Origin of the sequence: Saccharopolyspora sp., assembly GCF_017434145.1 — a bacterium.
Lineage (GTDB): Bacteria > Actinomycetota > Actinomycetes > Mycobacteriales > Pseudonocardiaceae > Saccharopolyspora_C > Saccharopolyspora_C galaxeae.
Map to the genome: position 1 here is coordinate 1 of NZ_JAFRFW010000796.1, position 11,299 is coordinate 11,299.

At 69.0% G+C, this 11,299-nt stretch carries 13 protein-coding genes; 8 read left to right on the top strand and 5 right to left on the bottom strand.

What is annotated here, in order from left to right:
* Positions 1-57: 57 nt before the first annotated feature.
* The 7 genes from rnpA to IJH84_RS21610 all read left to right on the top strand — a co-directional run bounded on the left by rnpA (position 58) and on the right by IJH84_RS21610 (position 5,461).
* Positions 58-585, top strand: coding sequence for a ribonuclease P protein component (gene rnpA, locus IJH84_RS21580; protein WP_200068033.1), 528 nt, complete (start codon positions 58-60; stop codon positions 583-585).
* Between the two features lie 14 nt (positions 586-599).
* The gene (gene yidD / locus IJH84_RS21585; RefSeq protein ID WP_200068032.1) at positions 600-917 is read left to right on the top strand and encodes a membrane protein insertion efficiency factor YidD; all 318 of its coding nucleotides are present in this window, start codon (positions 600-602) and stop codon (positions 915-917) included.
* A complete protein-coding gene (yidC, locus tag IJH84_RS21590) occupies positions 917-1,891 on the top strand; it encodes a membrane protein insertase YidC (RefSeq protein ID WP_295148257.1) in 975 nt (324 codons plus the stop codon). Before yidD ends, yidC begins: the two co-directional genes overlap by 1 nt.
* An 83-nt stretch (positions 1,892-1,974) precedes the next feature.
* Positions 1,975-2,469: a R3H domain-containing nucleic acid-binding protein gene (locus tag IJH84_RS21595; protein ID WP_233626654.1), complete on the top strand. Its 495-nt coding sequence runs from the start codon at positions 1,975-1,977 to the stop codon at positions 2,467-2,469.
* A 255-nt stretch (positions 2,470-2,724) separates the two neighbouring features.
* Complete coding sequence (gene rsmG, locus IJH84_RS21600; RefSeq protein WP_200068636.1) at positions 2,725-3,447, top strand: 16S rRNA (guanine(527)-N(7))-methyltransferase RsmG; 723 nt, start codon at positions 2,725-2,727, stop codon at positions 3,445-3,447.
* Positions 3,448-3,590: 143 nt separating this feature from the next.
* Positions 3,591-4,448: a ParA family protein gene (locus IJH84_RS21605; protein ID WP_295148279.1), complete on the top strand. Its 858-nt coding sequence runs from the start codon at positions 3,591-3,593 to the stop codon at positions 4,446-4,448.
* On the top strand, positions 4,445-5,461 hold the full coding sequence (locus IJH84_RS21610) for a ParB/RepB/Spo0J family partition protein (RefSeq protein WP_295148262.1): 1,017 nt from the start codon (positions 4,445-4,447) through the stop codon (positions 5,459-5,461). Before IJH84_RS21605 ends, IJH84_RS21610 begins: the two co-directional genes overlap by 4 nt.
* Positions 5,462-5,692: 231 nt before the next feature.
* Here the strand turns inward: IJH84_RS21610 and IJH84_RS21615 are convergent, their stop codons facing one another.
* Both IJH84_RS21615 and IJH84_RS21620 read right to left on the bottom strand, forming a co-directional pair.
* Positions 5,693-6,643 carry a D-alanine--D-alanine ligase gene (locus IJH84_RS21615; RefSeq protein WP_200068028.1) on the bottom strand — a complete coding sequence of 317 codons (951 nt, stop codon included), beginning with the start codon at positions 6,641-6,643 and terminating at the stop codon, positions 5,693-5,695.
* A gap of 82 nt (positions 6,644-6,725) precedes the next feature.
* Complete coding sequence (locus tag IJH84_RS21620) at positions 6,726-8,087, bottom strand: PLP-dependent aminotransferase family protein (protein ID WP_295148266.1); 1,362 nt, start codon at positions 8,085-8,087, stop codon at positions 6,726-6,728.
* A gap of 268 nt (positions 8,088-8,355) precedes the next feature.
* On the opposite strand from IJH84_RS21620, the gene IJH84_RS21625 reads away from it, so the two are divergent.
* Positions 8,356-8,976, top strand: coding sequence for a GNAT family N-acetyltransferase (locus IJH84_RS21625; RefSeq protein WP_200068026.1), 621 nt, complete (start codon positions 8,356-8,358; stop codon positions 8,974-8,976).
* A gap of 6 nt (positions 8,977-8,982) precedes the next feature.
* Here the strand turns inward: IJH84_RS21625 and IJH84_RS21630 are convergent, their stop codons facing one another.
* The 3 genes from IJH84_RS21630 to IJH84_RS21640 all read right to left on the bottom strand — a co-directional run.
* Positions 8,983-10,140: an N-acetylmuramoyl-L-alanine amidase gene (locus tag IJH84_RS21630; protein WP_200068025.1), complete on the bottom strand. Its 1,158-nt coding sequence runs from the start codon at positions 10,138-10,140 to the stop codon at positions 8,983-8,985.
* A 247-nt stretch (positions 10,141-10,387) separates the two neighbouring features.
* On the bottom strand, positions 10,388-10,714 hold the full coding sequence (gene trxA / locus IJH84_RS21635; RefSeq protein ID WP_200068024.1) for a thioredoxin: 327 nt from the start codon (positions 10,712-10,714) through the stop codon (positions 10,388-10,390).
* Between the two features lie 44 nt (positions 10,715-10,758).
* A partial coding sequence (locus IJH84_RS21640) for an FAD-dependent oxidoreductase (protein WP_295148271.1) occupies positions 10,759-11,299 on the bottom strand: 541 nt, incomplete at its 5' end.

Consider the following 11,299-nt stretch of genomic DNA (forward strand, 5'->3'; position numbering starts at 1 on the left):
ATCGTTTCCGCGCGCCGGCGCCGGGGTCGCAGCCGTCTGACCGCCTGATCGCGGGCCGTGCTTCCCGCGGCCGCCCGGCTGACCAGGAGCCAGGAGTTCCGCCTGGTGGTCCGTCGTGGCCGCCGTGCCGGGCGCGCCCGGCTGGTGGTACATCTGCTGCTCGCGAGTTCCGCGGCCCAGGCCGACGGTGCGAGGCGACCTGTTTCGTCCGGAGCCGCCGAGCAGCCGGACTCCGCTGATCACCGAAGCCGGGAACAGCACGAGCCCGGCCCACCGCACGCGGCGTCGACCTCCGGGCCCGGCACGCACACTGAACCCACGCGGGACGTTCCCGAACCGTCCCGTGTGGGTTTCGTCGTGAGCAAAGCCGTCGGCAACGCGGTGATCCGGCACCGGGTGACGCGACGACTGCGGCACCTTATGCGCGACCGCCTCGGTGTTCTGCCCGCTGGCACACTGGTGGTGGTTCGCGCGCTTCCACCCGCCGCAACCGCCTCCAGCCGCGAACTCGGCGCGGACCTCGACGCGGCGCTGCGCAAGCTCCGGACTCCGCGGACGGGCGGTCCGGCGGCAGGTCCCAGGTGACGGGGAGGCCCCGGATGCCGGACGAGTTCGACCCCGGTGAATCGACTCGGCGCCCGAGTCCGGCCGCCTGGTTGCTGCTGTTGCCGGTGCACGCCTATCGCAAGATCATCTCGCCCCTGCTGCCACCGACCTGCCGGTTCTACCCGAGTTGCAGCGCCTACGCGGTCGAGGCACTGACCGTGCACGGCGCGCTGCGCGGCGGTTGGCTCACCGCGCGCCGGCTGTTGCGGTGCGGCCCTTGGCACCCGGGTGGCCTCGACCCCGTTCCACCCCGGCGGGACCGCGTCGACGCCGGGCGATCCGGCCCCCACCGAACCCCCGCGGAGGAGTAGTGCTCGACTTCATCAACTACCCCGTCTCGGCGATCCTCTGGTTCTGGCACTCGATCTTCGGTTTCGTGCTTGACCCGGCCAGCGGTTACGCCTGGGCGCTGTCGGTGGTGTTCCTGGTGTTCACCTTGCGCACGTTGCTGTTCAAGCCGTTCCTGCACCAGGTGCGGTCGATGAAGAAGATGCAGGAGTTCACCCCGCAGATCCGCGAGCTGCAGGAGAAGTACGGCAACGACCGGCAGCGGCTCGCCCAGGAGATGCAGAAGCTGCAGCTGGAGAAGGGGTTCAACCCCGTCGGCGGTTGCCTGCCCGTGCTGGTGCAGGCCCCGGTGTTCATCGGGTTGTTCCAAGTGCTGCACGGCTTCCACCCCGGCGCTCAGTCGAACTTCGTGTTCAGCCGGGACGACGTGACTTCGTTCGTGGAAGCCGACCTGTTCGGCGCGAAGTTGTCGAACACGATGGGCCAGCCCGCGGACGTGCTGGCGAACTTCGGTACCGACCGGCCCTCGATGCTGGCGATCGGTGTGCCGCTGATGATCGTCGCGGCGATCGCCACCCACTTCACTTCGCGGCACTCGGTGCAGCGCCAGACGACCGACGCCGCGGCCAACCCGCAGACGGCGGTCATGAATCGCATGGTGCTGTGGGTGTTCCCGATGTTCGCGATCATCGGCGGGCCGTTCCTGCCGCTGGCGATCCTGGTCTACTGGCTGGCGAACAACTGCTGGACGCTGGTGCAGCAGCGGATCGTCTACCGCCGGAGCGACCGCGAGGAGGCCGAAGCCGCGGTCGCCGACGGCACGACAGGCGACGGCTCCGCGGACTCGTCCCCGCCGGCCGTGGTGGAGTCGGAATCCGTGTCCTCCGATGCCGCGGAAGCGACCGGCCGATCGGCCACCGCCGCAGACCAACCCGGTGACGCCCCCGGGGTGATCGAAAACCGTTCCCGCGACGAGCAGTCCGGCGAGAGCCGTTGAGCGTCGCGAACCCCTGGAGAGGAGACCCAGTGTCTGAAACCGTGCAGGAGCCGACGGAGGCGGGACAGTCCGCGGAAGAGCCGCTGGAAGCCGGCCAAGAGCGGAGCAACACCGAAACGCTGCTCGTCCAGGAGGGCGACGTCGCCGGGGACTACTTGGAGCGGCTGCTGGACCTGCTCGACTACGACGGGGACATCGACCTGGATGTCGAAGCCGGCCGCGCGGTGGTGAGCATCGATGGCGGCAGCGATCTGGAGAAGCTGGTCGGCTCGCGCGGCCAGGTCCTCGAGGCGCTCCAGGAGTTGACCCGGCTGGCCGTGCAGCAGAACAGCGGTGTCCGCAGCAGGCTGATGTTGGACGTCAGCGGCTGGCGGGCCGGTCGTCGCGACGAGCTCAGCACGCTCGGCAAGGACACGGCGAAGACCGTGCTGGAGACCGGCGAGGAAACCAGGCTCCGTCCGATGACGCCGTTCGAGCGGAAGATCATTCACGATGCGGTCGCGAGCGTCGACGGCGTGCACAGCGAGAGCGAAGGTGAGGAGCCGAGCCGGAAGGTCGTCGTCTACAAGTCGAGCTGACCTCTCCCCTCCCCCGGCGTTCCCAGCCCCGCGGTCCCGCTGGGCCGCGGGGCTTTTGTGTTTCACGTGAAACGAGGTGCGGGAGCAAGACCGACTTCGAGCTGAGATGATGACGTAGATCCGCGCGCCGGCTGCTCCGGCCGCGCCACGTTCCGCGTGCGGCAGCGGATCCGCGCCTCGCGGGAAACAACTCCGTACCGGTTCGTCGAATTGCGGACCGTTTCACGTGAAACAACGACAACAGGGTGGAAGACTGTGGCCGCAGCAGAAGGTGATCCGACTCCGGTTCCGGAAGCCGCGCGAGCGGTGTTCGGTGATCGCCTGCCAACAGCCGAGCGGTTCACCGCGATGCTCACCGAGCAGGGAGTGCGACGCGGGCTGATCGGCCCGCGGGAGGTGAGCCGAATCTGGGAACGCCATCTGCTGAACTCCGCGGTACTCGCGGAGTTGCTGACACCGGAATCCCGGGTTGTCGACGTAGGCTCAGGAGCAGGGTTGCCGGGGATCCCGCTGGCGATCGCTCGTCCCGACGTCGAGTTGGTTCTGCTGGAACCGATGGCTCGACGGGTGGCGTGGTTGCGGGAAGTCGTCACGGAACTGGACCTCGCCGTCGAGGTGGTCCGTGGGCGCGCGGAGGAAGCTTCGGCGCGGGAGCACCTCGCCGGTTGTGATGCCGTGACCGCTCGGGCGGTGGCGCCGATGGCTCGGCTCGCGGCGTGGTGCCTCCCCTTATTGCGTCCGGGTGGTCGGTTGCTCGCGTTGAAGGGATCCACTGCGGCGGAAGAACTGGACCGTGACGCGGAGGCGATCCGTGCGGCCGGTGGCGGTCGCTGTGAATTGGTGTCGTGTGGTTACGAAGTGCTCGATGTGCCGACGACCGTCGTGGTCGTGGACCGGGTGAGCGAGGCGCGGCCTCAGAAGACGCCCGGTCGGCGTCGTGACGGTGGTCGTCGAGCGAGGAAGGATCGTGGACGGTGACGGAGTCGAACGGAGCGGAGCGTGTTTCACGTGAAACCAAGGGGCGCGCTGTGGGCGGTATGCGCTTCCCGGCCGGCGGCGGAGAAAACGAGCAGTCGGTGAACTCCAACTTCTCCGCGGACGGTGTGGGCTGGACTCCGATCATGGAGGAGGCCGAGCGGGCGACGCGGGTGCTGCACCCGGAGACGATGCAGCTTCCGCAGCCGGATCGGCGTCGAATCCTGACGGTCGCCAATCAGAAGGGCGGTGTCGGCAAGACGACCAGCACGGTGAACCTGGCAGCCGCGCTCGCCCTGCAAGGACTCAAGGTCCTCGTGATCGACCTCGACCCGCAGGGGAACGCCAGCACCGCGTTGGGCGTGGACCACCGGTCCGGTGTTCCTTCGGTGTACGAGGTGCTGCTCGGGGAGATCAGCGTTGCGGACGCGGCGGCGCAGAGCGCCGAGTCGCCGAACCTGTACTGCATCCCGGCGACGATCGATCTGGCCGGCTCGGAAATCGAGTTGGTGACCATGGTCGCCCGCGAAGGCAGGCTGAAGGAAGCGCTGAAGTCGGATGCGGTGGATCAGGTGGCACCGGACTACGTGCTCATCGACTGCCCGCCGTCGCTGGGCCTGCTCACGGTGAACGCGATGGTGGCAGCCCACGAGGTGCTGATTCCGATCCAGTGCGAGTACTACGCGCTGGAGGGCCTCGGCCAGTTGCTCCGCAACATCGAACTGGTGCAGGCGCACCTGAACCCCGCGCTCTGGGTCTCGACGATCGTGCTGACGATGTACGACGGCCGGACCAAGCTGGCGGATCAGGTGACCAACGAGGTACGCGGTCACTTCGGGGACCTGACCCTGCGAACGGTCATCCCGCGCAGCGTGAAGATCTCGGAGGCGCCCGGATTCGGTAGGACGGTGCTGACCTACGATCCTGGTTCACGGGGGTCGATGAGTTACCTGGATGCGGCGAAGGAGATCGCCGAACGAGGTGTGGAGAGGAAGACGGCATGACCGAACGCAAGGGTGGACTGGGTCGTGGGCTGGCCGCGCTCATCCCGAGCGGTCCGCCCGCAGAGGACGGTTCGCCGGACGGGGTAACCGTCCGGGGAGCCGGATTCAGTGCACCCTCCTCCCCCGCCGACGAGCCGGACGTCCCGGAGCCGGTTTCACGTGAAACCGAGAGCGGGTCCGTTGCCGGTGCGGTTTACCGGGAGATCCCGACCTCCGCGATCACGCCGAACCCGCGGCAGCCACGCCAGGTCTTCGACGAAGAGGCGCTGAGCGAGCTGCAGCACTCGATCCGCGAGTTCGGCCTGATGCAGCCGATCGTCGTGCGCCAGGTGGAGTCCGGGCAGTTCGAGCTCATCATGGGCGAACGCCGCTGGCGGGCTTCGCAGCGAGCCGGCCTCGAAGTGCTTCCGGCGATCGTCCGGGAGACCCAGGACGACGCGCTGCTGCGCGATGCGTTGCTGGAGAACATCCACCGGGTGCAGCTGAATCCGTTGGAGGAAGCGTCGGCGTACCAGCAGCTGCTGGAGGAGTTCGACGTGACGCACGACGAGCTGGCGGATCGGATCGGCCGGAGCCGCCCGGTCATCACGAACACGATCCGCTTGCTGCGGCTCCCCATGCCGGTGCAGCGCCGGGTCGCGGCCGGTGTGCTGTCCGCGGGACACGCGCGGGCGTTGCTCACGTTGGACGAGCCGGAGGGTCAGGAGGAGCTGGCGTCCCGGATCATCGCGGAGGGCCTGTCGGTTCGCGCGACCGAAGAGGCGGTCACGCTGAAGAAGGGCGAGTCCCCCGCGAAGCAGAAGTCGACCGCGCGCAAGCAGCTGCAGGCCCCCGGCTTGGAGGGGCTCGCGGACAAGCTCTCCGATCACTTCGACACGAAGGTCAAGGTGGATCTGGGCAAGCGGAAGGGCCGGATCGTGATCGAGTTCGGGTCGGTCGGTGACTTGGAGCGGCTGGCGGCGCTGTTGTTGCCCGATGGCGGTTCGCAGACCCGCGAGATCGATGAAGGATGACTCGCGGGTCTTCCGTCACGGTGACGTTAGGAAATTCGCGCTGAATGTCCGCTTCTGCGCAGAGGTTCGCCGGGTTCGCGACTCCCCGAGTGTCCGTTGCTGATGGAACGTGGATCGACCGGATCTTCGGTGATCCGGTCGATCGGGATCAGCAGGCGGCGCGGCGAAGGGTTCGCCGGGCGGCGAGGTGAAGCTCGGCCGAGCGCCGATCGTGGTTTCACGTGAAACCGATCAGCTCGCGCGGTTGATCGCCTTCTCGACCAGATCGGCGAACACGTTCCCGAGCGAGTGCCCCGCGGCCTCGACGGCCATCGGCAGCAGCGAGGTCTCGGTCAGCCCGGGCGAGACGTTCACCTCGAGGAAGTGGACCGTGCCATCCCGGTCGATGATCGCGTCGGTGCGGGAGACGTCGCGCAGCCCGAGCAGCTTGTGCGCGGACACCGCCAACTCCCCTGCCCGCGCAGCTACTTCCGGATCCAGATCGGCCGGCGCCTCGTAGCTCGCGAGTCCGGCGGTGTAGCGCGCGGTGTAGTCGTAGACCCCGTCGGTGGTCTCGATCCGTACCGCAGGCAGCGCTTCCGGTCCGTCCGCGGTGTCCACGACGCCGATCGCCACCTCGACGCCTTCGACGAACTGCTCGACCAGCACGGTGTCCCCGTACGAAAGCGCACCGACCATCGCCGACGGCAGCTCCGATGCCTCGCGGACGACCCGCGCGCCGAGTGCCGAACCACCCTGGTCCGGCTTGAGCATCAGCGGCAGACCCAGCTTCGCGACCAGCGCGTCCAACACGGACTGCGCGCCGAGCTCGCGGAAGGTGGCGTGCGGAAGCACGACCCAGTCCGGAGTGCTCAACCCGGCGCGGGCGAGTTCGGCCTTGGCGGTCGGCTTGTCCCAGGCGCGGCGGCACGCGCGCGGGTCGGTGCCCACGTACGGCACGCCGAGCATGTCCAGCACCGACTGCACGGCGCCGTTCTCACCTTCGCCACCGTGCAGGGCGATCACCACGGCATCCGGCCGCTCGTCCTGGACGCGTGCGACCAGGCGGGAATCGGCGTCCCACTCCCCCACGGTCATCCCGACCGAGCGCAGCGCGGTGGACAGGCGCCGCCCCGAACGCAGCGAAACCTCACGCTCGTGCGAAAGCCCACCGGAGAGCACGGCGACCCAACGATCGGACACTAGTCGAAACACCCCTGAAAGTAAGCGTCCACTGCGCACGAGGTGCGCAGTGGACCGATCGGATCGTGCGGCCGGAACGAGGTTACGCGGTGTCCGGCGACGGAGCTTCGGGGCCGGAGACCTCCCGCTGCGGAACCGTGCCGAAGGTCTGCACGAGCTCCCGCTCTTCGGTGAGCGTGTTCGCCAGCCTGCGGACGCCTTCCCGGATTCGTTCCGGCGTCGGGAAGCAGTAGGACAGCCGCATCTGCCTGCCGCCGAGCGAGTCGGCGTAGAAGCCGGTACCGGAGGCGTAGGCCACCCGCTGGGTGACCGCCCGCGGCAGCATCGCCTTCGTGTCAACGCCTTCCGGCGCGGTCAGCCACACGTAGAAGCCGCCGTCCGGCTTGGTCCAGGAACAGCCATCAGGCATGTGCTGCTCCAGCGCGCCGAGCATCGCATCGCGGCGCTCGCGGTACTGCTCGCGGAACGTTTTGATCTGGCCTTCCCAGTCGTGCGTGCTCAGGTACCGCGAGACGATCATCTGGTTCAGCGTGGGCGGGCACAACGTCGCCGATTCGGCGGCCAGCACGAGCTTCTCGCGCACCGCGTGCGGGGCCAGCACCCAGCCGACCCGCAGGCCGGAAGCGAAGGTCTTGGAGAACGAACCGAGGTAGACCACGTTCTCCGGGTCCAAGCTGCGCAGCGCGGGGTAGGTCTGCCCGCTGAACCCGAGCAGCCCGTACGGGTTGTCCTCCAGCACCAGGATGTCGTGCTGCCTGCAGATCTCCAGGATCTCGGCGCGGCGCTGCACGGCGAGCGTCACGCCACCGGGGTTGTGGAAGTTCGGGATCGTGTAGAGGAACTTGATCCGCTCCCCGCGACTGGTGACTTCGGCGATGGCGTGCCGCAGCGCCTCCGGCTGCAGCCCGTCGTCGTCCATCGCCACGTGCACGACTTTCGCCTCGTACGCGGCGAAGGAGCCGAGCGCGCCGACGTAGGAGGGGCCCTCGGCGAGGACCACGTCCCCGGGGTCGCAGAACAGCCTGGTGACCATGTCCAGCGCCATCTGGGATCCGACCGTGACCATGACGTCGTCCGGGTGCCCGGAGACGCCCTCCAGCGCCATGATCTCGCAGATCTGCTCGCGCAGGTCCGGCACGCCGTGCGCGGAGCCGTACTGCAAGGCGGCCTGGCCGTCATCCGCGATCAACCGGCCGACCTCGGAGGCCAGCGAGTCCAGCGGGAGCGCGGCGAGGTTCGGCATCCCCCCGGCGAGCGAGACGACCTCGGGGCGGCTGGCCACGGCGAACAGTGCGCGGATCTCGGACGCGGTCATGCCCGCGGTGCGCGCGGCGTACCGGTCGCGGTGCGCGTCGAGGTTGCGCGCCGTGCCTGCCTGCTGCGGAGCGGCTTCCGTTCGCTGCTCCGGCTGAGGATCGTTCGGGGTGCTGCCGTGGTCGGACATTCCGCGCTCCGGGGTTCGGGTGTGCGCTGGGGAGCTCGTCTCCTGTTACCGCTAGGCGACGGTCGCGCGATTCTATCTGTGCTATCGCGCCCGGGGACCGTTCGTGTAACGGGCGCCTCGCTGAAACCGGATCGACGGTAACCCATCTCACCAGTGCGGGGGACGCTGGGAAGGGTGGGGAACTTCCGGCGGCCGGTCGTGGCGGCATATCCTGACCACGTCCCCACCTGCCTGAGCGCGGGTTCTCGCGGGTTTCGCAGGAGGTCAGGTGTCGCGACGCGTTGTGGGCGTCACGCTGGACAACCTCGACCACCTGCCTCGGACGTGCCGACGCTGCGTGTTCTGGGAGCTGGCTCCGCACATCCGGGAGCAGGCGGAGGAGTTCGGTGAGACCGAGTTCGAGAAGGAAGCGTGGGTCTCGAACGTACTGCTCGACTGGGGATCCTGCGGCCGCGTCCTCTACATCGACAACGTTCCCGCCGGGTACGCGCTCTACGCGCCACCCGCGGTGGTACCGCGCGCGGCCGCCTTTCCGAGCGGGCCGATCAGCGCGGACGCGGTGCTGCTGACGGCGCTGCGGGTCGTCGGCGATTTCGAGCACGGCGGACTCGGACGGGTGCTGGTGCAGAACGTCGCCAAGGACCTCACCCGGCGCGGTGTGCGTGCGATCGAAGCCTTCGGTGACCTGCATGAGGACGCCGGTGGATGCGTGATCCCGGCCGGGTTCTTGCAGCAGGTCGGCTTCAAGACGGTCCAGCAGCACCCGAAGTGGCCGCGGCTGCGGCTGGAGCTGCGCACCGCGATCTCGTGGAAGGAAGATGTGGAGGCAGCGCTGGAACGCCTGCTCGGCACGGTGTCGGTGCGGACCGCGGAGCCCGCGCTCGGCTGAGGGCGCTCAGGCGCCTTCGGCGCGGGCGAGTTCGTGCCGGAGCAGGTCGTCGAAGGTGAACGTCCCCGTCGGCTGGTCGTCCTGGCCGAGCAGGTAGAGCCGCTTCACCGCCACCAGCAGTCCCTCCGCGATGACGTCCCGGAACGCCGGGTCGAGCAGCCGCCGCCGGTCCTCGGCGTTGGTGAGGTAGCCGATCTCGGTGCGCACTGCGGGCATCCTGGTCAGCCGCAGGACTTCCCAGGTCTTCGGGTGCAGCCGGCCGTCCAGCATGCCGGTGCGGGCGGCGATCTCCCGCTGGATGAAACCGCCCAGCGCCTCCCCGACCGTGGAGGTCGTGCCGTTGCCGGTGCCGAAGTGGAAGCTGGCCACGCCCTGCGCGGCGGGCGCGGAGTTCGCGTCCATGTGCAGCGACACGAACAGGTCCGCGCCGGCCTGGTTGGCGAAGTCGGCGCGATCGGCCTCGGGCGGGCAGGCGTGCGGGCCGCGGGAGATCAACGCTTCCATCCCGGTGGCCACCATCCGGCCTTCGAGGCGGCGCACCAGGTCCCAGGCGAGATCGGCCTCGCTGACGCCGCCGACCGTCACACCGCGGTCGGTGCCGCCGTGCCCCGGGTCGAGCACGATCCGCTTACCGCGCAGCAGCGGGCCGGAACGCCGGACCTTCTCTTGTTCGCGCAGGTAGACGGGGCGTCCGCCGCGCACCTTGGGGGCGAGTTGCTTGAGCGCGCGCAGCGTTCCCGGGCCGCAGATGCCGTCCGAGTTGAGCCCGTAGTCGCGTTGGAAGCTGCGCAGCGCGTGCTCGGTCTGCCAGCCAAAGATGCCGTCCGGGCGCCCCGCGTCGAAACCGAGCTCGAGCAGCCGTTCCTGCAGCGCGAACACGTCGTCCCCGCTGACCGGTTTGGACACCAGGTAGGCCAGCGAGCGGTCGCCGAGCTGCCAGCGCGCATCGGTCAGCGCGCGGTAGGTGGCGGGGCCGACGACGCCGTCGGTGATCAGGCCGCGGCGCTGCTGGAAGACGTGCACCGCGTGTTCCACCGCTGCGTCGAAAGTCGCGGGCCCGGGGGCGGCCGCACCTTCGGGGGCGGGAAGCAGACCCAGCGCAGCAAGGGTGTTCCTGATCTCGGCAACGGCCGGACCGACGTCACCGCGGTGGAGCAGCTGCATGCACTCCTCGCTCGATTCAGGCGCCGGTGCGGAGCCGGCGCGAAGGACGGTCGTTCTCCCCCGATATCCACTTTTGGTGGAAAACGAGTTCAGATGCGAACCCAATCAGTTCATTGTGCCTTGCCCGACTCGCACCGGCGCTGCGGCCCGCGCACAGGCCGACGCAGTCGGTGCGAACGACGCCGACCCCGCCGAGCCGGAGTTCAGCGGGGTCGGCGAACGAGGAAACGTCCCGGTCAGGAACGGGTCACAGGTAGTCCTCCAGGTCGGACAGCAGCGCCGCCTTCGGCTTCGCGCCGACGATCTGCTTGACCGGCTCGCCGTCCTTGAACAGCAGCAGCGTGGGCACGCTCATCACCTGGTAGTCGCGGGCGACCGACGGGTTCTGGTCGATGTCCAGCTTCGCCACGGTGATCTTGTCCGGGTTCTCGTCGGCGATCTCCTCCAGCACCGGGGCGACCATCTTGCAGGGGCCGCACCAGGTCGCCCAGAAGTCGACCAGTACGGGCTTGTCGCTGCCCAGTACGTCGGACTTGAACGAGTTGGCGTCGACGGTCACGGTGTTGCCGGCCATGTTCATCTCCCTCGTGCGTGTGTCGTCGGGTCGTCGTGCGCTGGTCAGCGCGCGGCGGCGGTTTCGGAGGTCGGCGCGTAGCCACCGCCTGCGTGTTCGGGCGCGACGTGGGCCGCGCCGGAGACCTCCTGCTCGGCCAGCCAGCGTTCGGCGTCCATCGCCGCGGAGCAGCCGGAGCCGGCCGCGGTGACGGCCTGCCGGTAGGTCCGGTCGACCAGATCGCCCGCGGCGAACACCCCGGGGATGCCGGTGTGCGTGGTGGGCTGCTGGACGGCCACGTAGCCCTCTTCGTCGAGCTGCAGCTGGTCCCGGACGAGCTCGCTGCGCGGGTCGTGCCCGATCGCCACGAACATGCCGGTGACGTCCAGCTCGGATTCCTCGTCGCTGACCGTGTCGCGCAGCTTCAGGCCGGTCACGGCGGTGTCGCCGAGGACCTCGTCGACCGCGGCGTTGGTGCGCCAGCGGATCTTCTCGTTGGCCTTGGCCCGCTCCAGCATGATCTTGGACGCGCGGAACTCGTCGCGCCGGTGGATGATCGTGACCGTGTCGGCGAACTTGGTGAGGAACGTGGCCTCCTCCATCGCC

Coding starts and splice junctions, on each gene's coding strand:
- trxA (WP_200068024.1), bottom strand. CDS start 10,714: ATGGCCGGCAACACCGTGACCGTCGACGCCAACTCGTTCAAGTCCGAC.
- IJH84_RS21605 (WP_295148279.1), top strand. CDS start 3,591: ATGGAGGAGGCCGAGCGGGCGACGCGGGTGCTGCACCCGGAGACGATG.
- IJH84_RS21610 (WP_295148262.1), top strand. CDS start 4,445: ATGACCGAACGCAAGGGTGGACTGGGTCGTGGGCTGGCCGCGCTCATC.
- IJH84_RS21620 (WP_295148266.1), bottom strand. CDS start 8,087: ATGTCCGACCACGGCAGCACCCCGAACGATCCTCAGCCGGAGCAGCGA.
- yidD (WP_200068032.1), top strand. CDS start 600: ATGCCGGACGAGTTCGACCCCGGTGAATCGACTCGGCGCCCGAGTCCG.
- IJH84_RS21630 (WP_200068025.1), bottom strand. CDS start 10,140: ATGCAGCTGCTCCACCGCGGTGACGTCGGTCCGGCCGTTGCCGAGATC.